The sequence below is a fragment of the Aquimarina sp. MAR_2010_214 genome (assembly GCF_002846555.1).
GTDB lineage: Bacteria > Bacteroidota > Bacteroidia > Flavobacteriales > Flavobacteriaceae > Aquimarina.
On record NZ_PJMS01000001.1, the window covers coordinates 3121368 to 3145072 of the forward strand.

Genomic DNA, 23705 nt, shown 5'->3' on the forward strand with positions numbered 1-23705 from the left:
TCATCCTGTTAAATACTTAATTATGGCAAAAGAGATAAAAACCATTGGTATCATGACTTCGGGAGGAGATGCCCCCGGAATGAATGCTGCAATACGTGCTGTAGTAAGAGCATGTGCTTACTATAATGTGAAATGTATAGGGTTTTACCGAGGATATCAGGGGATGATAGAAGGAGATTATACTGTAATGAATGCCAGAAGTGTTCGTAATATTATTAGTAGAGGAGGAACGATACTTAAATCTGCACGATCTGTAGATTTTAAAAGCCCTGAGGGTAGAAAAAAAGCGGCAGATCACCTTAAAAAAATAGGAGTAGATGCTATGGTTCTTATTGGTGGTGATGGGACTTTTAGAGGTGGACAGGTTTTTAGTGAAGAATATGACATTCCTGTTATTGGTGTTCCTGGTACCATAGACAATGATATTGCCGGTACAAATTATACAATAGGCTATGATACAGCATTAAATACAGTGATTAATGCAATAGATAAAATACGAGATACAGCCAGTTCACATAACCGATTGTTTTTTGTTGAAGTAATGGGCCGAGATGCCGGATTTATTGCGCTTAATAGTGGAGTAGGAGCGGGAGCAGAAGAAATTTTAATCCCCGAAGAAGACCTGGGGCTTGACCGATTATTAGAGTCATTAAAACGTAGTAAACGATCAGGGAAATCTTCGAGTATAGTTGTAGTAAGTGAAGGTGACAAAACAGGAAAAAATGTATATGAATTAGCAGACTATGTAACAGAAAATCTACCAGATTATGAAGTTAGGGTTACTGTTTTAGGGCATATGCAACGTGGTGGCTCTCCATCATGTTTTGATAGAACATTGGCTAGTCGACTATGTGTTAAAGCAGTAGAATTGCTTCTTGATGGGGAGAAAAATGTAATGGTCGGAATCATCAATAATGAGATTACAGCAACGAGTTTTGACGCTGGTCTAAAAGAAGGTCATGGAATTAATAAAGAATTACTTCGCATTTCAGATATTCTTTCTACTTAAAATATCACCCTTCATTTCAAAATATAAATTTTACCTGAAGTATTATTGAAGTCTTTAAAGTAAAGCTTAGAAAAACCTTTTCTACAACATAGGTTTTTTCTCATTTCAAAGCAAAAATCTCTCGAACGTATACTTCTTCTGGAAATAGCTGTTTTTAAACATGGTATGATTTTAATTGTCTAAAAGTTAGTGTTTTGTATCTGAAAGAGTAAGTCGTATTTGATAAATACCGACTTGCTTTTCTTGTTTTTGATTACGTTGTAACCTTACATTTGAGGAAACAAAAAAGTAAAATGAACCATCACACAAATGTCAAAAAAAACAAATTTATAGCAGATATTATAAAAGGATTTATATAACGAAACACTTTTTTTACCTCCTACTAAATAACCTATGTAAACTATCCCATAATTGCATTAAACAAAGACTAATATTCTCATTACTTTGCCTTAGACAATGTATTAGAAATTTTATTCAGTGTTGAAACTATAGAAAATATAACACTTTGATATGTTTTAAAAAATAACATATCCAGACTATGCTGGTTTTTAGATACCATCGTATTTTCTTACGTTTTCAGTACTTATACTGAATCTCTAGTATATTATCGGGGTTTAATCTGTAACTCATTATGAATAGTATTATCAAACAGATCAAACTTATAGAACGAATTGATCAACTCATTCGCCTGCAGGCTACGGGATCACCAGAAGAGCTGATCTCAAAACTAAGAATTTCAAAAACCAAACTGTATCGCATTATAAATACGATGAAAATGTTAAATGCTCCTATTGAGTATGACATCACCGTACAAAGTTTTGTATATGTCGAACCGGTAGATTTTACTTTTGGATTTTATACAAAAGATCGAAAAGCAAATATTCTTAATCCTTTTATAGGGTAGTTAAAAGAATGGTTAATCCCAAACCTAGTAACCAGTAACCGGTGACCGGTGACCCGAAACCCGAAACCCGAAATCTGAACCCTCATTATCTCACTTCAAAAAAACTTTCCATTTTTTTTCTCAGTTCCGAAAAATGAAACTGGGATGATTTACTATTGCTATTGAAATACAATTAAAAAACAAGATCAGTCATTAATTACTTTTTAAAATAGATCAATTATGTTAAAACAAGCGTTTCTAATAGCGGTGCTATTAGTTGGAATTAGTTCTATTGCTCAAGAACTTCCTAAAATTATTCCGCCCTCCCCTAATGCCTCGTCATTAGGAAAGTACGGGCAAGTCCCTGTAGGGCTATTTACAGGAACACCACAAATTAATATCCCTTTGTATACTCTAAAAACCGGGAAATTATCGGTTCCTATTTCATTGGATTATAGTTCTAATGGTATTAGAGTTGATCAATTACCTTCTAATGTTGGTTTAAGCTGGAGTTTACGTGCTGGTGGTGTTATTACACGAGTTATTATGGACGATCCAGACGAAACCTCATTTATACCTCTTCCTAGTAATTTCCCCGGAGCTTACACCCGAGAGGTGTTAGATTATCTAATTAACGCTACAAAACCAGAAGATGGAGGTGACACGCTTTCGGACATTTATTCTTTTAGTATTAATGGGTTTTCAGGTAAGTTTTATTTGGATTCTAATAGAGTTCCGGTTATAATAAATCCCTCTCCAGTAAAGATTGAAAAGGGAGTTCCGGGATATGCATTTAAGGTTACTGATCCTAATGGTATTATATACTGGTTTGGAAATGACAATTCAACTGAATCCACGATGTTTCAACATGTGGGCAGTGGTCAGCATGGCTGGAGTTTAGAAAATGAAAACAGTTGGTATTTAAGTAAGATGACAAGTCTTCAAGGAGATGAAATAAATTTTACATACACTAATTTTCATCAAGAGTATTACAGTGGGGTATCACAATCCATTGAGAATAACGCACGAACAGGGAATATTACTGTTCCGGGTCAAGGAATCATACAAACAAGGTCTATGACTTCTATTGCTCAGTTAAGTAGTATTACGAGTAATACAGGTCGAGTTGATTTCACATATTCTATTAATAATTCAGCGTCTAACAAATTAGATGCTGTTGAAATAAAAGATGTTAATGGGGTGCGTATTAAGAAATTTGCTTTAGGATATGAGAATGTAATCTCTTCTCTTCAAACTTTAAAAAACAAATATATTACTCATTTTGACGAGTACAACAAGAGATTGTTTTTAACTAGCGTTACTGAATACGGAAAAGGTACTAATAGTAAACCTCCTTATGTTCTATCATATTATAGTCCTGATAAAATACCTCCACGATTTTCTTACGCTCAAGATTACTGGGGATACTATAATGGGGTAACAAATAATAATTATTTGGTTAGTGATGGGGATTACTTCTTTTACACTGAAGAAAACACTATTATTCTTAAAAATTTATTTAAATCTATAGGTGGGAATAAAAAACCAAATGGAGAATACAGTCGTAATGGAATGCTAAAGAAAATAACTTATCCTACAGGAGGGTTTAACGAGTTGATATATGAGCCTCACTCTTATACCACAACAGTGTTGACAAATCCACCCCCAATATCCAGAACCCGTCACGTTGAAAACAAGGAAGATGAATTTGGAGATTCAAAAGAGTTTACAACAGATGAAATTTTATTTACTCAAAACCAGACTAATATTGGAATGACTACAAGAAGAACATCTTGTTGGCCGGACAGAGGAGGTTCTGATCACCATATAAAAGCAAGTCTATCTGTTCAGGTGGCAAATCAGGGTTCTTCTACTTTTAATGTTCCCCCAACTGGTGAAGGTATTTATAGTTTGGATTACAACGGTAATAAAATTCCTCACACTGGAGGTTTAGTAGTTGCAGAAGGTTCCCCGGGAATATACCATATCGATTTACAGAAAGGGAAAAGATATCGATTTACTGTTTCTGTTCAATTTGAATGTGTAGGAGGAGATTTTAATATTTCATACTATGATAGCCCTCCTTATGATGTTGAAACAGAAATTGAAGTAGGAGGTCAAAGATTACAAAAAACGATTACTGATGATGGAAAAGGAAAGCAGGAAATAAAGAAGTACCACTATGGAGAACTTTCTGATTTAGATTCCTCTAGTGGTATTGCGGAAAAACCAATACCTTCCATTTCGTATAGCAGAAGATTTAGCTCGTCTACAGGAGCTTTGATACTGAATCAAACTCAAGTAGATGTGTTAACCCTTTCTTCTTCTACTTTACACAATTTATATAGTCGTGCCGGACATCAAATAGGGTATACTTCGGTTGTTGAAGAGTTAGGTGAAAATTTTGGTAACGGTGGAATTACTCATAAATTTAGAGTAATCCCAAACACAAATCCATTGCCTTTCGGATTGTCTATTTCAGGGACACCTTATGACACTAATTTTGGAACTGGAGAAGAAATAGAAACTCGGATTGTGCAAAAGGTAGGAAATCATTTTAATGCCTTACAAAAGACAACGAATACCTATTATAATAATCCTGTTCTCAATAAAGAACAACCCTCGTATAACGTGCGATTGCGTGACACTTATTCAGGATACAATTACGAGCATATAGTAACAAGTATCAGCAGCTTTGATATCGTGAAATATTTTGTAAAATCTCAATGGAGATATCTAAACAAAACGATAACAGAACACTATAACCAGAATGAAGAAAACCTTGTAACTACAACCACCAACTATTTTTATGATAATCCGGATCATTTACAGGTAACACGAACTGAAACTACCTCTAGTGAAAATAAAAAAGTAATTGCTAAAACAATATATCCACAAGATGTAGAGATAAAAACACCTGCAATTAATAAGTTAATTGGTCAGCACCGTATTGCAGAACCTATACAACAAGAAACCGTAATCAAAGAACCAGATGGTACTATCTTATCTAAAAGCACTCAATTAAGTACCTATAAAGATTGGGGGAACAATATCGTATTACCAGAATTTGTTAAAACCTTAAAAGGTAATCTTAGTCTTTCCAATCCATTAGAAAACAGGGTGCAATATCATAAATATGATGCTAAAGGAAATCCAGTAGAGGTGTCTAAAGCAAATGGAACTCATATCACATATATCTGGGGGTATCAAGACACGTTCCCTATTGCTAAGATTGAGAACGCAACTCGAGCAGATATAACAGCTTATGTAACAGATTTAAAAGCAAAATCTAACGCAGATAATGACAATTGTACAGCAGCTACTTGCAAAGAACAAATTCTTAGAGTAGCCTTACAAGCTCTTAGAGATGCTTTACCTAATGCTATGGTATCTACCTATACCTACGATCCACTTATTGGAATCACCAGTATGACCGATGCTAACGGATATACGATGACTTATCATTATGATGAGCTTAATCGATTGATATATGTAAAAGATGCCGATGGAAATCTGGTTTCCGAGAATAAATACAACTATAAAAACCAACAGTAAGCACTACAGAAAATGAAAAATATAAAGTTAAAAAATATTGTATTCCTTGCCACTTTGTTTTGTGTTATACAAGGATATGCCCAAGTACCTATTGGTGATGGGAATGGAAATAATGCATATTTTCGAGATGCTGATGGAGATGGGTATGGTGATCCTAACCAACGTGTTGTGCAAAGTACACGGCCTTCGGGTTATGTAACCAATAATATGGATCGTGATGATAGTAACGCTTTAATTACCACCGTAGCCCCCAAATATTTCTATAGAGATGGCGATGGCGATGGGTTTGGCGACCCAAACAATAAGAAGTATCAAAGTGCTCGACCTTCAGGGTATATAATCTCTTCGGGAGATTGTAATGATGGTAATGCAAGTTTACATCCCAATACGGTATGGTACAAAAACAGTGATGGAGATGGCTTTGCCAGTACTACCAGAACTCAGTGTACTAACCCTGGATCAGGTTATAGCCTAACGGTGAAACCTCTAGGTGATTGTTATGATAATGATCCTGCGATACATCCCAATACGATCTGGTATCGTGATGTCGATGGCGATGACTGGGGGAGCGATCAAGGTATAGGTAATGATGACCCTCCGACATTACAACAGTGTGAACAACCTATAGGGTATGCTATTAAGAAGGGTGATTGTAATGATTACAATAAAAAGATGCACCCGGAAACCGTTTGGTACAAGAACGGTGATGGCGATGGTTTTGCAGAGACAACTACAATTCAATGTGTAAGCCCAGGAACAGGATATACCTATGAAGTGTTACCCTTAGGAGATTGTAATGATGGTAATGCTGCGATACACCCTAATACAGTTTGGTATAAAAATAGTGATGGCGATGGTTTTGCAGAAACAACAAAAACTCAGTGTGCTAATCCGGGGTTAGGTTACAGCTTAACAGTAAAACCTTTAGGGGATTGTAATGATGGTAACGCTGCAATACATCCTAATACGGTTTGGTATAAAAATAGCGATGGCGATGGTTTTGCAGAAACAACGAGAACTCAGTGTGCCAATCCCGGAGTAGGTTACAGCCTAACAGTAAAACCCCTGGGAGATTGTAATGATAATGATGCAACGATCCACCCTAATACAGAATGGTATGCAGATACTGAAGGTGATGGTTTTGGAGATCCAAATATTATCAAAAAACAATGTGCACAACCTACGGGATATGTATTGAATAATAATGATCAATGTCCGGAAGAATCAGGAACACAACAAGGGTGTGTTTTTTCTAATGAGAATTATGTCTTTACAAGGGCGTATCAAGAACCTATGACCTCACCAGATCAGATAGGCGATAACGAAGATGTGATTGAGAGTATCACCTATTTTGATGGTTTGGGAAGATCGATCCAGCAAACAGCTATTATGGCTTCACCAAGTGAAAAGGATATCATCACCCATATCGAATATGATGCCTATGGCAGACAGTCGAAACAATACTTGCCTTTTGAATCAACCAATACAACGGGGAGCTATAAAACAGTAAGTATTACTGATGATATCAACTCTTACTATAAAGCTAGGTATCCAAAGGATTTTATAGATGTAGATGCAAGCCATCAAGGTTTTAATGCGTATTCAGAAAGCGTGTTCGAAGCTTCTCCTCTTAATCGAGTGTTAGAACAGGGAGCTCCGGGAAAATCCTGGAAAGCCGATAAAGAAATCGATACCGATCATACTATCAAATTTGAATATGGTGGTAATACAGCGGCAGAGCATATAGTTTACTTTAAGGTGAGTTTTGCAAATCCTGATAATACAGCAACACCTACTTTAACAAAAGTAAGGAGTTATGTTTCTGGAGAACTTTTTGTCACCATTACCAAAGATGAGAACTGGACTCCGACGGATGGGAATCTACATACTACCCGAGAGTATAAAGACAAACAAGGACAGGTCGTATTAAAGAGAACCTATGCTTCGACAAGCTCAGCAACAGGAGCACCGAGCGTAGTCGAGGCACATGACACGTATTATGTATATGATAAATATGGTAACCTTACTTATGTGATTCCACCCAAAGTAACTACTGCTGATGGTATCTCTGCTACTGAGCTTGCCGAATTGTGCTATCAGTACACATATGATTATCGTAACCGATTGATCGAAAAGAAGATCCCCGGTAAAGATTGGGAGTCTATTGTATATAACAAATTAGATCAACCGATCTTAACTCAGGATGCAAACCTAAAAGCAGACAATACCTGGCTCTTTACCAAATATGATGCTTTTGGAAGAGTAGCCTACACCGGTAAAATCAATATCACAGGAAAAGATCGCAAACAATTACAAACCGAAGCAAATGGCTATGCAGAGGAGCTATGGGTAACCAGAGGAGCTAGGGTTAGCATCGGAGGAGTAGATATGTACTATACCGATGGTGGTTATCCAAAAACACTTGCAGGTGAGGTTTTAAGTATTACTTACTATGATGATTATGGGTTTTTGGGAGCTACTCCACAGCAAGCTTTTAAAAATCCAGGTACAGTGTATAATGAAGCAGTTTCAGATCAAACCAAAACATTGGCAACCGGAAGTTTAGTAAAAATACTAGATACCTCATATTGGACAACTACAGTTACCTATTATGATAAAAAAGCAAGACCGATTTATATAGCCAGTAAAAATGAATATCTCAACACTACTGATATTATAGAGAGCAAGCTTGATTTTGTAGGTAAAGTAGAAGAAACCAAAACCAGCCATACCAAAGACAGCAATGCTGTAATTGTAACGATAGATACATTTACTTATGATCATATGGGTAGACTAAAAGAGCAAACCCAAAAGATCAATACCCAAACCCCAGAGGTAATTGTAGCTAATACCTATGACAACTTAGGACAATTGAAATCTAAGACTATAGGAGGAGGATTGCAAGAGGTAGATTACACCTATAATGTACGAGGTTGGCTGACTAAGGTTAATGATCCTAATGTAGCTCTTGGAAACAAATTGTTTGCTTTTGGGATTAATTACAATACTCCACAACACGGAGCTACACCCTTATTTAATGGAAATATCAGTGAGACAGAATGGGAAACCGCAAATGATAATGTAGCACGACATTACAAATACAGTTATGATGCCCTAAACCGAATTACAGGAGCAATCAGTAATGATAATAACTATAACCTAAGCAATATCACTTATGATAAAATGGGGAACATCTTATCATTATCAAGACGGGGACATATTGTTGATGCCCCTACCTTGGGATTAGATGCCAATAATGATGGACAGGATGACCATTTTGGAAACATGGATATCCTAAGTTATAATTATGGTACTACAGGTAGTAATAAACTCCTAAAAGTAACCGATACTGGAAACAAAACCTACGGTTTTAAAGATGGTACCAATACCAATGAAGATTTTGATTATGACCAAAATGGAAACATGATCAAAGATCAAAACAAGGGGATTACAGGGATTACTTACAATCATTTAAATCTGCCTAAAACAGTTACCATAAATAATGCAGATCATACCGGAAATATTACCTATATTTACGATGCCACTGGAGTGAAATTAAAAAAGATCACAACAGAGGGAGGTTCATTAACAACAGAGTATGCCGGTAATTACATCTATAAGAATGGTAATCTGGAGTTCTTTAATCACCCAGAAGGCTATGTAGAAAAAGAAGCAGATGGGTATAAGTATGTATACCAGTTTAAAGATCACTTAGGGAATATCCGACTCTCCTACAAAGACAGTAACAAAGACGGTAAAATCACCCAAAGCGAGATTGTAGAGGAGAAACATTATTATCCTTTTGGTCTACAACATAAAGGATACAACTTCGCTGTAAATGGTAGGAAACATAACTATGGATTTGGTGGGAAAGAAGAACAAGATGGACTAGGACTTGATTGGCACGACTTCGGTGCTAGAAATTATGATGCTTCGCTTGGTCGTTGGATGAATATTGATCCACTTGCAGAACAGTACCTTTCCTTAAGTCCATATAACTACACTATGAATAATCCTATATTCTTTGTTGACCCTGATGGACAAGAAGTAATAATCCATTTTAACAAGACTAAAAACAGGTTATACATATATGATGATGATAAGTGGGATGATAATTTAGAAACTAAGGCCGTAAGTGCGGAAGAGTATAAAACTTCTTTTGAAGAAGGTGAAGAAAAGTATAATCAAATACTTGTAATTCACAATGTTTTTTCTGGTGGAAACGATAGAGATGGTGATGGAGAAATAGAATATGGAGGTTCAGAAAACGAAAAAGAAATACCTAATGGAGAATACGATTTAGTAGATAATAAATCAGATGATAAGCATCCTGATTGGTATCGAATAGATTCAAAGACTGATGGAAATCGATACAATGATCGTTATGATGATCCAACTGAGAAAAATTCTAAGGGAAAACTTAGAGATGGATTTAGATTACATTTAGGAGGTATGAGTTGGGGATGCGTAACTATCTGTAGAGGACCCGAATATAACAAAAAGCAAAAAGAGTGGAATGTTCTAAATCAAATAATACAAACTACGGAAACAACAACAGTTAATGATAGAAGAGGAAGGCAGTCTGTAAATCCTCTTTCTAGATTAACAGTTTATGGGACTATTACAGTATCAGGACAGAACCCAAAACCGAAACAAAAAAAGAGTAACTAAAATGCGAAAATGTAGTTTTTTGGTAATGATTATAGTCATTTGTACAATGATTACTAGTTGTAATAATTGTAATGAAATTCAAGGAATAGTAATATCAGAACTTCTAAATAGACAAATAAATGATTCATATTGTGATATACTAAATAAAGCAATTGAGTTAGATAAAGAAGCAATAATTAAAATTTCAACTATTGAAGTTTCTGATGCAGCAGGATATGATCATGGTTATGTTTTAATTCGTTTAATAGAAAAGATTGGCGAGCAAGAATATTTAAAAGCCTTGGAAAATGTTTCAACGGAGCAAAAAAAATCTATTGAATCATATTTATGGGCAGGTCTTGAATATGGAGGAAATAAAATCTATAGTAATAAAAAGCTGAACGAAGTTTTACCTCTATTAGCAGAATCATTAAAACAGTAAATAATGAATATAATAGCGCGGAAATGTTTTCTGTGCTGGGTATGTAAGCGGTAAGAGTGGTTAAAATAAATGCTAAGAACCAGTTACATTGATGTAGCTGGTTTTTTTATGCGGTTAAGAGAAAGCTTGTTTAGTTTTATAGTTCTGTATCACATTATCAATTAAAAAGAAGAGCTTACTTTTAGTGTCTTGGTCAAGTTGCTCAATATCTTCAATACGTTTTAGAACTTCTTTGTCATAAGTAGATAATTGACCTTCACCAATAATATAATCAACAGATACATCGAATACTTTAGCTATTTTAAGGAGTATATCTACAGAAGGTGCATTTTCATTACGTTCATAATTACCAATAATAGTTCTAGAAACATCAACTTTTTTAGCTAAGTCACTTTGTGATAAGCTATGCTTCTTTCTTAAACTGATAATCTTACTTCCAATGTCCAACATAGTTATCTAAAATCAAGTGTTTGTAACGATTATAGGCAAATTTAGTCAAAATATTTTGACATAAGAAATGATTGATTGACATTAGATTGAAAAGAATATTGTACATTTGTCAAGAACCCTTGACAATTAAATATTTTTAAACAATGCTAAAAACACACAATCCACACAACTACAGCTACATCACAAAACACTTAGAAATCCACATCTTAGGTGGGATCAAACTCAATAATTTAGACCGTATGCGAGTCACTATGAGCGTACAGAAACCAAAAAGCATTAATGTATTACGTCACAGTATCGATTTATACAATGATAACATGGTAGAGAAATTTGTACGAAAGATTGCCGAACGTATCGAAATCGGTACGAGTATTGCCCGTAAAACCTTGCAAGAACTCACATCAGCACTAGAACACTATAGAATTGATGAACTGGAGGCAGCCAATAAAGCAAACGAAATACAGGTAAAAGAACTTAGTGAGAAAGAAGAACAAGCAGCTGTAAAGTTTTTGAAATCTAAAGATCTGCTTAAAAAGACAAATGAACTGATTGGTAAATCTGGAGTAATCGGAGAAGAAACCAACCGATTGTTAATGTACTTAATTTTTACGAGTAGAAAAACTAATAATCCATTGCATTGTATCAGTCTTGGTAGTTCGGGAGTTGGTAAAACACACTTGCAATCTAAAGTAGCAGAACTGATCCCCGATGAAGATAAAATAGAAATCACTGTATTATCAGCTAATGCGTTTTACTATTTTAATAGAACAGAATTACAATACAAATTGATTTTAATCGAGGATTTAGATGGTGCAGAATCAGTACTTTATCCACTACGTGAATTACAATCTAAAAAACGAATTACCAAAACGGTAGTCCATAAAGACTCGCGTGGCGAGAGCAAGACAATCCATTTAGTCGTAGAAGGTCCTGTAAGTATTGCAGGTTGTACTACACAAGAAAGTATCTACGAAGACAACAGCAACAGGAGTTTTTTACTCTATATCGACGAATCGGAAGAACAAGATAAAAAGATTATGGATTACCAGCGGTTGTTAAGTGCAGGCAAACGAAATGTAAAAGAAGAATGTACAGCAGCCAGATTTTTACGTGATGTACAAAGAACCTTAAACTCGGTATCAGTTCGTAATCCGTATGCAGAATACTTGAGTTTACCATCCTCAGTTTTTAAACCAAGAAGAACCAACAGCCATTATTTACAATTTATAGAAGCCGTTACCTTTTACTGCCAGTGGCAGAGGCAGAAAAAATATGACGAGGAAACGGGGGAAGAATATATAGAAACCACAATCCAAGATATAGAACAAGCTAACGAACTGATCAAAGAAGTATTATTACATAAAAGTGATACCATCACAGGAGCAGCCAGAAATCATTTAGAAAAGCTTAAAACTTATTTAAAAGAAAATAACCAGACAACATTTACTAATGCCGAAATCCGAAAGCAGCTACATCTTAAAGAAAGTACATTACGAGGCTATCACAAACAACTACAGGAAGAAGGGTATATAAAAAGAATGAGGCATAAAAAGACTAAAAGTTATTGTTTTGAAATCACCGATATGAAGGAGTATGATTGGCTCAAATCCAATATTGACAATGCTTTAAAGAGTTGCATACTACAGATAGAACTCGCAACCCCGCAACCAACCCGCAAGTCACCTAGTTGCGAATCCAAAAGTAAGAAAGCCAGTTAATTAACTGCTACTCGCTACAAAATCACAAAAAACACATACCCTATGAAAAAAAGTAAGCTACAAAATGCTGGCTATAGAACTCTATTGACCAATTTTAGCGAATGGTTGGACATATTGGGTTATAGTGATGCGATGCAAAAGAACTATCCTGCACAACTCTGTGAGTTCTTCTACTGGTTAGAACAAAACGATATTACTCATATTGATTATATACAAGATCATCATATCAGGAATTACTACAACCATTTAAAACAACGACCCAATAAGACAAGAGGTGGCGGACTAAGCAATATCTATCTTAATAATCACCTGCAATCCTTACACAAGTTTAGGGAATACTTAAAAAAGCACAATGCAAAACCCTTTAATCTACCCATCAAAAGGGAAAAGGAAACTATAGCAGAAAAGCTAAATATAGTATCGCAAGAAGAAATCAAAGACTTGTTTATGGCAACGAATTACAGCAATCCATTACCAAGATTTAGGGCAAGACAAAAAGCAGTATTAGTCTGTTTGTACAGTTGTGGTATGCGAAGAAATGAAGTGTTGAACATAGAAATATCAGATATCCTTTTTGATAAAGAACGAATCTACGTCAGAAAAGGTAAAAACTATAAAGAACGCTTTATACCCATCAATTTATACAACCTACAAATACTAGAAGATTATGTGTACGATACACGGATGAACTTTAAAAAGTCAAGTGAGAGCAACTATGTTTTTATTACCGAACATAGTATCAAAATGAGTGGAGCTACTTTAGAAAACGATTTAAAACAGATTATAAAAGCTACAGAAGATAGGATACTACTCGAAAGAAATATTACGCCACACGCCTTACGTCACAGTATTGCTACCCACTTTTTACAAGCAGGCATGAAGATCGAGGATATACAACAGTTTTTAGGACATAGCAGTCTGGAATCAACACAAATCTATACACATATTTTAAAAGAAAACTAATGGAATATCGAGAGTATTTACACCAAGAAAATTATAGTAAGACCACAATAGTACATTATCTAAAACGTATTACAGAATTTACGGGATGGCTTAAAAAGCGAAGGGTTACAGCAAGCGAGATCGATTATAAAACCTGTATGAAATACATCAAATACCTACAACAAAAAAAGATCAAACCCCAAACAATCAATAATCACCTGGTAACGATTAGAAATTACTTTGATTACCTGATAGAGCGAGCAGAGCGAAGCGAAAACCCATTAGAAGATGTATCTGTAAAAGGTACTGTAAAAAAGATGTTGCACAATCTTTTAGAGCCAGACGAACTAGAAGATCTATACTACAGTTATGAAACCGAGAAGTTTAACAGGAACGCTAACGGCTTTGCTAAATATGCAGCAAAACGTAATAAAATTATTGTTGGGCTAATCGTATATCAAGGTTTAAATGCTACCCATCTAAAAAGCCTAAACTTAGAAGATGTACAATTAAAAAAAGGTAAAATCTATGTTCCTGCAACCCGTAGGAGCAATGCCAGAGAAATAGAATTAAAACCTTGGCAAATCATTGATTTTATCGAATATCTAGACCAAATCCGACCACAAATAGCCAAAAACAACGATCTGCACAATCAAGAATTATTAATCCCACAAAAGTGCTTTAATGATATGCTACGAATAGGAATCTTAAAAAGATTAAAAAAGATCAATCATAAAGTCATTAATGTAAATCAATTACGAGCCTCTGTAATCTGTAATTGGTTAGGCCAATACAATATCCGTAAAGTTCAATATCTGGCAGGACATAAACACATCGGTTCTACAGAATCCTATAAACAAAACAATCTGGAAAGCTTGCACGAAGCAATCAACCAGTTCCATCCAATACATTAAATTACAAAACCCATCCTTATGAAAATAGAACTTATCATTACCGACAAAGAGGAATTAAATTATTTACAAAGTTCCTTAGCCGCAGCAATACATCAATTAGCCATATCAGAAAAAAACCATGAAGATAGTATTTATTGGTTATCACAAATCTTACTTTTATCTTACGAGTAGTATAATAATCAAGTGACTCCCTACGGTCGGCATATTATTATGGGCGCAGACAAAAAAGTCTTTGCCCATAAGCTGTTATAAGGTGTTCCTTCGTCACTCGTTCCCTGCTTCGCCAGTTGCTATCGCACCATAATCACTTCCTCGCCTTCGGTCGTCAGCAATTATTACTGGTCTTCGCGGGACTCCTTCCTCCATCACCCGTAGCTACTTTTTTGCTTAAAAACAATAAGGTACGCTATCGCTAAATACTAAATTAAGCAAAACCGCTACTTCATGGGCTACGCCGCTTAGTCGCAACCTAGCCGATTATTTATGTGGAAGTTAATATCTGATAAAGAAGAACACATAAAAATCGTCTGGCACACAAAACCACTACGTTCCTTTTTGTGTGTCGGTTGCTCCACTACGCTTTGGCTACGCCTTTGTCTTCTGCGTTCGCCACGCAGGCATCTTCAATCGCCAGATAGCTATGATCAATCTTGAAGCTGAAGCACTACACTTACAGCCTTTGCGCACTTCAGCTTCAAGATCAATCGATCTTACTCAAACGGAAAATATTTTAAGAAAAAGTGGAATGCGGTGGCTGATGTAGTAGGTCTTCCGCTTTTTATTAAAATACTAGCCTTAATGGCGATTGAATGACCCCACAATGCTTAGAATCACGTCTACGACACGATTATATGTGTATAATACTATAATATCTCTCCTAAAAATAGCTTGTTAGAAGTCAAAATCTTTAAGTGTAGTAGTCGGTGCGCGGCTATTTTATATAAACCCTGTTATAGACCCTGACTAAAGGGAAGTGCGGGTATAATAAGGATTATGTAAAGATAGCTTTGGTGACGTTCGCTGGCAATAGTAGTAACAAATACAGAATGCTGTAATGTAGGTATACTCTAAATTATTACTTTAGCATAGCAGACAGATATATGACAGGTAGGACGTTCTTTTTTTTAGCAGTTTTAACAGGTGTCTGGGAAAAATGTGACCGCAAAATTTATTTTTGGGCGTAAATGGTGACCATTTAGGGAATATCCGACTCTCCTACAAAGACAGTAACAAAGACGGTAAAATCACCCAAAGCGAGATTGTAGAGGAGAAACATTATTATCCTTTTGGTCTACAACATAAAGGATACAACTTCGCTGTAAATGGTAGGAAACATAACTATGGATTTGGTGGGAAAGAAGAACAAGATGGACTAGGACTTGATTGGCACGACTTCGGTGCTAGAAATTATGATGCTTCGCTTGGTCGTTGGATGAATATTGATCCACTTGCAGAACAGTACCTTTCCTTAAGTCCATATAACTACACTATGAATAATCCTATATTCTTTGTTGACCCTGATGGACAAGAAGTAATAATCCATTTTAACAAGACTAAAAACAGGTTATACATATATGATGATGATAAGTGGGATGATAATTTAGAAACTAAGGCCGTAAGTGCGGAAGAGTATAAAACTTCTTTTGAAGAAGGTGAAGAAAAGTATAATCAAATACTTGTAATTCACAATGTTTTTTCTGGTGGAAACGATAGAGATGGTGATGGAGAAATAGAATATGGAGGTTCAGAAAACGAAAAAGAAATACCTAATGGAGAATACGATTTAGTAGATAATAAATCAGATGATAAGCATCCTGATTGGTATCGAATAGATTCAAAGACTGATGGAAATCGATACAATGATCGTTATGATGATCCAACTGAGAAAAATTCTAAGGGAAAACTTAGAGATGGATTTAGATTACATTTAGGAGGTATGAGTTGGGGATGCGTAACTATCTGTAGAGGACCCGAATATAACAAAAAGCAAAAAGAGTGGAATGTTCTAAATCAAATAATACAAACTACGGAAACAACAACAGTTAATGATAGAAGAGGAAGGCAGTCTGTAAATCCTCTTTCTAGATTAACAGTTTATGGGACTATTACAGTATCAGGACAGAACCCAAAACCGAAACAAAAAAAGAGTAACTAAAATGCGAAAATGTAGTTTTTTGGTAATGATTATAGTCATTTGTACAATGATTACTAGTTGTAATAATTGTAATGAAATTCAAGGAATAGTAATATCAGAACTTCTAAATAGACAAATAAATGATTCATATTGTGATATACTAAATAAAGCAATTGAGTTAGATAAAGAAGCAATAATTAAAATTTCAACTATTGAAGTTTCTGATGCAGCAGGATATGATCATGGTTATGTTTTAATTCGTTTAATAGAAAAGATTGGCGAGCAAGAATATTTAAAAGCCTTGGAAAATGTTTCAACGGAGCAAAAAAAATCTATTGAATCATATTTATGGGCAGGTCTTGAATATGGAGGAAATAAAATCTATAGTAATAAAAAGCTGAACGAAGTTTTACCTCTATTAGCAGAATCATTAAAACAGTAAATAATGAATATAATAGCGCGGAAATGTTTTCTGTGCTGGGTATGTAAGCGGTAAGAGTGGTTAAAATAAATGCTAAGAACCAGTTACATTGATGTAGCTGGTTTTTTTATGCGGTTAAGAGAAAGCTTGTTTAGTTTTATAGTTCTGTATCACATTATCAATTAAAAAGAAGAGCTTACTTTTAGTGTCTTGGTCAAGTTGCTCAATATCTTCAATACGTTTTAGAACTTCTTTGTCATAAGTAGATAATTGACCTTCACCAATAATATAATCAACAGATACATCGAATACTTTAGCTATTTTAAGGAGTATATCTACAGAAGGTGCATTTTCATTACGTTCATAATTACCAATAATAGTTCTAGAAACATCAACTTTTTTAGCTAAGTCACTTTGTGATAAGCTATGCTTCTTTCTTAAACTGATAATCTTACTTCCAATGTCCAACATAGTTATCTAAAATCAAGTGTTTGTAACGATTATAGGCAAATTTAGTCAAAATATTTTGACATAAGAAATGATTGATTGACATTAGATTGAAAAGAATATTGTACATTTGTCAAGAACCCTTGACAATTAAATATTTTTAAACAATGCTAAAAACACACAATCCACACAACTACAGCTACATCACAAAACACTTAGAAATCCACATCTTAGGTGGGATCAAACTCAATAATTTAGACCGTATGCGAGTCACTATGAGCGTACAGAAACCAAAAAGCATTAATGTATTACGTCACAGTATCGATTTATACAATGATAACATGGTAGAGAAATTTGTACGAAAGATTGCCGAACGTATCGAAATCGGTACGAGTATTGCCCGTAAAACCTTGCAAGAACTCACATCAGCACTAGAACACTATAGAATTGATGAACTGGAGGCAGCCAATAAAGCAAACGAAATACAGGTAAAAGAACTTAGTGAGAAAGAAGAACAAGCAGCTGTAAAGTTTTTGAAATCTAAAGATCTGCTTAAAAAGACAAATGAACTGATTGGTAAATCTGGAGTAATCGGAGAAGAAACCAACCGATTGTTAATGTACTTAATTTTTACGAGTAGAAAAACTAATAATCCATTGCATTGTATCAGTCTTGGTAGTTCGGGAGTTGGTAAAACACACTTGCAATCTAAAGTAGCAGAACTGATCCCCGATGAAGATAAAATAGAAATCACTGTATTATCAGCTAATGCGTTTTACTATTTTAATAGAACAGAATTACAATACAAATTGATTTTAATCGAGGATTTAGATGGTGCAGAATCAGTACTTTATCCACTACGTGAATTACAATCTAAAAAACGAATTACCAAAACGGTAGTCCATAAAGACTCGCGTGGCGAGAGCAAGACAATCCATTTAGTCGTAGAAGGTCCTGTAAGTATTGCAGGTTGTACTACACAAGAAAGTATCTACGAAGACAACAGCAACAGGAGTTTTTTACTCTATATCGACGAATCGGAAGAACAAGATAAAAAGATTATGGATTACCAGCGGTTGTTAAGTGCAGGCAAACGAAATGTAAAAGAAGAATGTACAGCAGCCAGATTTTTACGTGATGTACAAAGAACCTTAAACTCGGTATCAGTTCGTAATCCGTATGCAGAATACTTGAGTTTACCATCCTCAGTTTTTAAACCAAGAAGAACCAACAGCCATTATTTACAATTTATAGAAGCCGTTACCTTTTACTGCCAGTGGCAGAGGCAGAAAAAATATGACGAGGAAACGGGGGAAGAATATATAGAAACCACAATCCAAGATATAGAACAAGCTAACGAACTGATCAAAGAAGTATTATTACATAAAAGTGATACCATCACAGGAGCAGCCAGAAATCATTTAGAAAAGCTTAAAACTTATTTAAAAGAAAATAACCAGACAACATTTACTAATGCCGAAATCCGAAAGCAGCTACATCTTAAAGAAAGTACATTACGAGGCTATCACAAACAACTACAGGAAGAAGGGTATATAAAAAGAATGAGGCATAAAAAGACTAAAAGTTATTGTTTTGAAATCACCGATATGAAGGAGTATGATTGGCTCAAATCCAATATTGACAATGCTTTAAAGAGTTGCATACTACAGATAGAACTCGCAACCCCGCAACCAACCCGCAAGTCACCTAGTTGCGAATCCAAAAGTAAGAAAGCCAGTTAATTAACTGCTACTCGCTACAAAATCACAAAAAACACATACCCTATGAAAAAAAGTAAGCTACAAAATGCTGGCTATAGAACTCTATTGACCAATTTTAGCGAATGGTTGGACATATTGGGTTATAGTGATGCGATGCAAAAGAACTATCCTGCACAACTCTGTGAGTTCTTCTACTGGTTAGAACAAAACGATATTACTCATATTGATTATATACAAGATCATCATATCAGGAATTACTACAACCATTTAAAACAACGACCCAATAAGACAAGAGGTGGCGGACTAAGCAATATCTATCTTAATAATCACCTGCAATCCTTACACAAGTTTAGGGAATACTTAAAAAAGCACAATGCAAAACCCTTTAATCTACCCATCAAAAGGGAAAAGGAAACTATAGCAGAAAAGCTAAATATAGTATCGCAAGAAGAAATCAAAGACTTGTTTATGGCAACGAATTACAGCAATCCATTACCAAGATTTAGGGCAAGACAAAAAGCAGTATTAGTCTGTTTGTACAGTTGTGGTATGCGAAGAAATGAAGTGTTGAACATAGAAATATCAGATATCCTTTTTGATAAAGAACGAATCTACGTCAGAAAAGGTAAAAACTATAAAGAACGCTTTATACCCATCAATTTATACAACCTACAAATACTAGAAGATTATGTGTACGATACACGGATGAACTTTAAAAAGTCAAGTGAGAGCAACTATGTTTTTATTACCGAACATAGTATCAAAATGAGTGGAGCTACTTTAGAAAACGATTTAAAACAGATTATAAAAGCTACAGAAGATAGGATACTACTCGAAAGAAATATTACGCCACACGCCTTACGTCACAGTATTGCTACCCACTTTTTACAAGCAGGCATGAAGATCGAGGATATACAACAGTTTTTAGGACATAGCAGTCTGGAATCAACACAAATCTATACACATATTTTAAAAGAAAACTAATGGAATATCGAGAGTATTTACACCAAGAAAATTATAGTAAGACCACAATAGTACATTATCTAAAACGTATTACAGAATTTACGGGATGGCTTAAAAAGCGAAGGGTTACAGCAAGCGAGATCGATTATAAAACCTGTATGAAATACATCAAATACCTACAACAAAAAAAGATCAAACCCCAAACAATCAATAATCACCTGGTAACGATTAGAAATTACTTTGATTACCTGATAGAGCGAGCAGAGCGAAGCGAAAACCCATTAGAAGATGTATCTGTAAAAGGTACTGTAAAAAAGATGTTGCACAATCTTTTAGAGCCAGACGAACTAGAAGATCTATACTACAGTTATGAAACCGAGAAGTTTAACAGGAACGCTAACGGCTTTGCTAAATATGCAGCAAAACGTAATAAAATTATTGTTGGGCTAATCGTATATCAAGGTTTAAATGCTACCCATCTAAAAAGCCTAAACTTAGAAGATGTACAATTAAAAAAAGGTAAAATCTATGTTCCTGCAACCCGTAGGAGCAATGCCAGAGAAATAGAATTAAAACCTTGGCAAATCATTGATTTTATCGAATATCTAGACCAAATCCGACCACAAATAGCCAAAAACAACGATCTGCACAATCAAGAATTATTAATCCCACAAAAGTGCTTTAATGATATGCTACGAATAGGAATCTTAAAAAGATTAAAAAAGATCAATCATAAAGTCATTAATGTAAATCAATTACGAGCCTCTGTAATCTGTAATTGGTTAGGCCAATACAATATCCGTAAAGTTCAATATCTGGCAGGACATAAACACATCGGTTCTACAGAATCCTATAAACAAAACAATCTGGAAAGCTTGCACGAAGCAATCAACCAGTTCCATCCAATACATTAAATTACAAAACCCATCCTTATGAAAATAGAACTTATCATTACCGACAAAGAGGAATTAAATTATTTACAAAGTTCCTTAGCCGCAGCAATACATCAATTAGCCATATCAGAAAAAAACCATGAAGATAGTATTTATTGGTTATCACAAATCTTACTTTTATCTTACGAGTAGTATAATAATCAAGTGACTCCCTACGGTCGGCATATTATTATGGGCGCAGACAAAAAAGTCTTTGCCCATAAGCTGTTATAAGGTGTTCCTTCGTCACTCGTTCCCTGCTTCGCCAGTTGCTATCGCACCATAATCACTTCCTCGCCTTCGGTCGTCAGCAATTATTACTGGTCTTCGCGGGACTCCTTCCTCCATCACCCGTAGCTACTTTTTTGCTTAAAAACAATAAGGTACGCTATCGCTAAATACTAAATTAAGCAAAACCGCTACTTCATGGGCTACGCCGCTTAGTCGCAACCTAGCCGATTATTTATGTGGAAGTTAATATCTGATAAAGAAGAACACATAAAAATCGTCTGGCACACAAAACCACTACGTTCCTTTTTGTGTGTCGGTTGCTCCACTACGCTTTGGCTACGCCTTTGTCTTCTGCGTTCGCCACGCAGGCATCTTCAATCGCCAGATAGCTATGATCAATCTTGAAGCTGAAGCACTACACTTACAGCCTTTGCGCACTTCAGCTTCAAGATCAATCGATCTTACTCAAACGGAAAATATTTTAAGAAAAAGTGGAATGCGGTGGCTGATGTAGTAGGTCTTCCGCTTTTTATTAAAATACTAGCCTTAATGGCGATTGAATGACCCCACAATGCTTAGAATCACGTCTACGACACGATTATATGTGTATAATACTATAATATCTCTCCTAAAAATAGCTTGTTAGAAGTCAAAATCTTTAAGTGTAGTAGTCGGTGCGCGGCTATTTTATATAAACCCTGTTATAGACCCTGACTAAAGGGAAGTGCGGGTATAATAAGGATTATGTAAAGATAGCTTTGGTGACGTTCGCTGGCAATAGTAGTAACAAATACAGAATGCTGTAATGTAGGTATACTCTAAATTATTACTTTAGCATAGCAGACAGATATATGACAGGTAGGACGTTCTTTTTTTTAGCAGTTTTAACAGGTGTCTGGGAAAAATGTGACCGCAAAATTTATTTTTGGGCGTAAATGGTGACCATTTAGGGAACATCAGATTGTCCTATAAGGACTTTAATAAAGATGGGACGATTACTCAAAATGAGATTGTAGAAGAGAAAAACTATTACCCATTTGGGCTCGAACATAAAGGGTACAATTTTGGTATAAATGGTAGTAAACATAATTATGGGTATCAAGATCAAGAATTAAATAAGAATCTTGGTTACAATATGCATGAGTTTGAATTACGACACTATGATGCATCAATTGGTAGATTTGTAACTACAGATCCATATGAACAATTTATGTCTCCTTATGTTGCAATGGGAAATAATCCAATTACTTCTTTTGATCCAGATGGAGGACACTGTTTAGATGCTAATGGTAATCAAATAGCATGTCCAGATGGTGCAGGAGATCTCTATGACGATGTAAAAGATAGTGAAACTAATCATATTGAAATTTTAGATGAAGTTGTTGTTGATGGAGGTGGAGATGATTCTTCAAATAGTGGAAATATAGATCTAGCCTTTTATGGAGGAGAAAAGATTGCTTCTTCTATAGGAGATATGGATGGTTTTGATAAGCTTTTTGCAGAAGCACAAGATAATATACCTTGGTTATTTGGTAGAAGAAAATCTTATGATGGCAGGTTTTTTGTTAATCCGAGTGGTAATAGTATAGGTATAGTTCCCATTGGAGCACCTGTTAATCTTCCTTTTGGACCAGGAAGTGCAAAGACAGTAGCGACAAAAAGCATACATTTTATGCAGAGTAGTATTAAAAATACTACAGGAGAATATACAGTTCTGGGTAATGCTAAATCCTTAACTAATGGCATGCTTAATCCAGAAATTTTACGTATAAGTATTTGGAAAGATGCAAATGGAAAGATTTGGACTCTTGATCATAGACGTCTTGCTGCATTTAAATTATCAGGATTAGATGAAGTTCCTGTAAGATGGGCTACTTCATCAGAAGTTCAGAAGCAAATGTGGAAAATGAGTACAAAGACAAATGGGACTACAATTAGATTAAAGTTAGGTGATGGAAAAAATATGATTATTAAATAAATATAATATGCACGAAGAAATAATAAAAATTAAAAATAAGCAAGACTTCTTAAGTTTTCTTAATATGTTTATAAAAGATTTTAAGAATAATAAAGATTCTTGGGGAAATTCAACCGTAGATACTTTTCTGGAAGGGATGGAAAGTTGGATAGATGACATGGAAGGTTATTATATAAATATGAACTTACCAGTACCTGAAAATATTGATTGGAAAGTTTTTGCAGATATATTATATGCATCTAAAATGTATGAATAATAAAAATATTAGATAAGATTACTATTGATAGTTGAACCATCAAAAGCTAACTTTTGATG

General features: G+C 35.0%; 19 protein-coding genes. 17 read left to right on the forward strand and 2 right to left on the reverse strand.

Going from position 1 to position 23705, the window contains the following annotated elements; genetic code table 11:
• Positions 1-22 precede the first annotated feature (22 nt).
• From pfkA to ATE84_RS13345, 5 genes are all read left to right on the forward strand, one after another.
• The gene (pfkA, locus tag ATE84_RS13325) at positions 23-1009 is read left to right on the forward strand and encodes a 6-phosphofructokinase (RefSeq protein WP_101448427.1); all 987 of its coding nucleotides are present in this window, start codon (positions 23-25) and stop codon (positions 1007-1009) included.
• Between the two features lie 631 nt (positions 1010-1640).
• Positions 1641-1913, forward strand: coding sequence for a hypothetical protein (locus ATE84_RS13330; RefSeq protein ID WP_101448428.1), 273 nt, complete (start codon positions 1641-1643; stop codon positions 1911-1913).
• A 219-nt stretch (positions 1914-2132) separates the two neighbouring features.
• Positions 2133-5447 carry an RHS repeat protein gene (locus tag ATE84_RS13335; RefSeq protein WP_101448429.1) on the forward strand — a complete coding sequence of 1105 codons (3315 nt, stop codon included), beginning with the start codon at positions 2133-2135 and terminating at the stop codon, positions 5445-5447.
• Between the two features lie 12 nt (positions 5448-5459).
• Positions 5460-10118: a DUF6443 domain-containing protein gene (locus tag ATE84_RS13340; protein ID WP_101448430.1), complete on the forward strand. Its 4659-nt coding sequence runs from the start codon at positions 5460-5462 to the stop codon at positions 10116-10118.
• Between the two features lie 46 nt (positions 10119-10164).
• Positions 10165-10539, forward strand: coding sequence for a hypothetical protein (locus ATE84_RS13345; protein ID WP_158237253.1), 375 nt, complete (start codon positions 10165-10167; stop codon positions 10537-10539).
• 114 nt (positions 10540-10653) lie between these two features.
• Here ATE84_RS13345 and ATE84_RS13350 read toward each other — a convergent pair whose 3' ends face one another.
• Positions 10654-10989, reverse strand: coding sequence for a helix-turn-helix domain-containing protein (locus tag ATE84_RS13350; protein WP_101448432.1), 336 nt, complete (start codon positions 10987-10989; stop codon positions 10654-10656).
• A gap of 143 nt (positions 10990-11132) precedes the next feature.
• On the opposite strand from ATE84_RS13350, the gene ATE84_RS13355 reads away from it, so the two are divergent.
• The 6 genes from ATE84_RS13355 to ATE84_RS13375 all read left to right on the forward strand — a co-directional run bounded on the left by ATE84_RS13355 (position 11133) and on the right by ATE84_RS13375 (position 17139).
• On the forward strand, positions 11133-12707 hold the full coding sequence (locus ATE84_RS13355; protein WP_101448433.1) for a hypothetical protein: 1575 nt from the start codon (positions 11133-11135) through the stop codon (positions 12705-12707).
• Positions 12708-12749: 42 nt separating this feature from the next.
• Positions 12750-13670, forward strand: coding sequence for a tyrosine-type recombinase/integrase (locus ATE84_RS13360; protein WP_101448434.1), 921 nt, complete (start codon positions 12750-12752; stop codon positions 13668-13670).
• The gene (locus ATE84_RS13365) at positions 13670-14563 is read left to right on the forward strand and encodes a site-specific integrase (RefSeq protein ID WP_101448435.1); all 894 of its coding nucleotides are present in this window, start codon (positions 13670-13672) and stop codon (positions 14561-14563) included. Before ATE84_RS13360 ends, ATE84_RS13365 begins: the two co-directional genes overlap by 1 nt.
• Positions 14564-14581: 18 nt before the next feature.
• On the forward strand, positions 14582-14734 hold the full coding sequence (locus ATE84_RS26195; RefSeq protein WP_158237254.1) for a hypothetical protein: 153 nt from the start codon (positions 14582-14584) through the stop codon (positions 14732-14734).
• Between the two features lie 1003 nt (positions 14735-15737).
• The gene (locus ATE84_RS13370) at positions 15738-16718 is read left to right on the forward strand and encodes an RHS repeat-associated core domain-containing protein (protein ID WP_101448436.1); all 981 of its coding nucleotides are present in this window, start codon (positions 15738-15740) and stop codon (positions 16716-16718) included.
• A 46-nt stretch (positions 16719-16764) separates the two neighbouring features.
• Positions 16765-17139: a hypothetical protein gene (locus ATE84_RS13375; protein WP_158237253.1), complete on the forward strand. Its 375-nt coding sequence runs from the start codon at positions 16765-16767 to the stop codon at positions 17137-17139.
• A gap of 114 nt (positions 17140-17253) precedes the next feature.
• Here the strand turns inward: ATE84_RS13375 and ATE84_RS13380 are convergent, their stop codons facing one another.
• The gene (locus tag ATE84_RS13380) at positions 17254-17589 is read right to left on the reverse strand and encodes a helix-turn-helix domain-containing protein (protein WP_101448432.1); all 336 of its coding nucleotides are present in this window, start codon (positions 17587-17589) and stop codon (positions 17254-17256) included.
• A 143-nt stretch (positions 17590-17732) separates the two neighbouring features.
• Between ATE84_RS13380 and ATE84_RS13385 the strand changes: the two genes are divergently transcribed.
• The 6 genes from ATE84_RS13385 (at position 17733) to ATE84_RS13405 (ending at position 23646) form a co-directional block, all read left to right on the forward strand.
• The gene (locus ATE84_RS13385) at positions 17733-19307 is read left to right on the forward strand and encodes a hypothetical protein (protein WP_101448433.1); all 1575 of its coding nucleotides are present in this window, start codon (positions 17733-17735) and stop codon (positions 19305-19307) included.
• Between the two features lie 42 nt (positions 19308-19349).
• Positions 19350-20270, forward strand: coding sequence for a tyrosine-type recombinase/integrase (locus ATE84_RS13390; protein ID WP_101448434.1), 921 nt, complete (start codon positions 19350-19352; stop codon positions 20268-20270).
• Positions 20270-21163 carry a site-specific integrase gene (locus ATE84_RS13395; RefSeq protein ID WP_101448435.1) on the forward strand — a complete coding sequence of 298 codons (894 nt, stop codon included), beginning with the start codon at positions 20270-20272 and terminating at the stop codon, positions 21161-21163. Before ATE84_RS13390 ends, ATE84_RS13395 begins: the two co-directional genes overlap by 1 nt.
• A gap of 18 nt (positions 21164-21181) precedes the next feature.
• Positions 21182-21334 carry a hypothetical protein gene (locus ATE84_RS26200; protein WP_158237254.1) on the forward strand — a complete coding sequence of 51 codons (153 nt, stop codon included), beginning with the start codon at positions 21182-21184 and terminating at the stop codon, positions 21332-21334.
• Positions 21335-22337: 1003 nt separating this feature from the next.
• Positions 22338-23390, forward strand: coding sequence for an RHS repeat-associated core domain-containing protein (locus tag ATE84_RS13400; protein ID WP_101448437.1), 1053 nt, complete (start codon positions 22338-22340; stop codon positions 23388-23390).
• A gap of 7 nt (positions 23391-23397) precedes the next feature.
• Positions 23398-23646, forward strand: a complete 249-nt coding sequence (locus ATE84_RS13405; protein WP_199176878.1) for a hypothetical protein — start codon at positions 23398-23400, stop codon at positions 23644-23646.
• The last annotated feature ends 59 nt before the right edge of the window (positions 23647-23705 follow it).

Coding starts and splice junctions, on each gene's coding strand:
- pfkA (WP_101448427.1), top strand. CDS start 23: ATGGCAAAAGAGATAAAAACCATTGGTATCATGACTTCGGGAGGAGAT.
- ATE84_RS13330 (WP_101448428.1), top strand. CDS start 1,641: ATGAATAGTATTATCAAACAGATCAAACTTATAGAACGAATTGATCAA.
- ATE84_RS13335 (WP_101448429.1), top strand. CDS start 2,133: ATGTTAAAACAAGCGTTTCTAATAGCGGTGCTATTAGTTGGAATTAGT.
- ATE84_RS13340 (WP_101448430.1), top strand. CDS start 5,460: ATGAAAAATATAAAGTTAAAAAATATTGTATTCCTTGCCACTTTGTTT.
- ATE84_RS13345 (WP_158237253.1), top strand. CDS start 10,165: ATGATTACTAGTTGTAATAATTGTAATGAAATTCAAGGAATAGTAATA.
- ATE84_RS13350 (WP_101448432.1), bottom strand. CDS start 10,989: ATGTTGGACATTGGAAGTAAGATTATCAGTTTAAGAAAGAAGCATAGC.
- ATE84_RS13355 (WP_101448433.1), top strand. CDS start 11,133: ATGCTAAAAACACACAATCCACACAACTACAGCTACATCACAAAACAC.
- ATE84_RS13360 (WP_101448434.1), top strand. CDS start 12,750: ATGAAAAAAAGTAAGCTACAAAATGCTGGCTATAGAACTCTATTGACC.
- ATE84_RS13365 (WP_101448435.1), top strand. CDS start 13,670: ATGGAATATCGAGAGTATTTACACCAAGAAAATTATAGTAAGACCACA.
- ATE84_RS26195 (WP_158237254.1), top strand. CDS start 14,582: ATGAAAATAGAACTTATCATTACCGACAAAGAGGAATTAAATTATTTA.
- ATE84_RS13375 (WP_158237253.1), top strand. CDS start 16,765: ATGATTACTAGTTGTAATAATTGTAATGAAATTCAAGGAATAGTAATA.
- ATE84_RS13380 (WP_101448432.1), bottom strand. CDS start 17,589: ATGTTGGACATTGGAAGTAAGATTATCAGTTTAAGAAAGAAGCATAGC.
- ATE84_RS13385 (WP_101448433.1), top strand. CDS start 17,733: ATGCTAAAAACACACAATCCACACAACTACAGCTACATCACAAAACAC.
- ATE84_RS13390 (WP_101448434.1), top strand. CDS start 19,350: ATGAAAAAAAGTAAGCTACAAAATGCTGGCTATAGAACTCTATTGACC.
- ATE84_RS13395 (WP_101448435.1), top strand. CDS start 20,270: ATGGAATATCGAGAGTATTTACACCAAGAAAATTATAGTAAGACCACA.
- ATE84_RS26200 (WP_158237254.1), top strand. CDS start 21,182: ATGAAAATAGAACTTATCATTACCGACAAAGAGGAATTAAATTATTTA.
- ATE84_RS13405 (WP_199176878.1), top strand. CDS start 23,398: ATGCACGAAGAAATAATAAAAATTAAAAATAAGCAAGACTTCTTAAGT.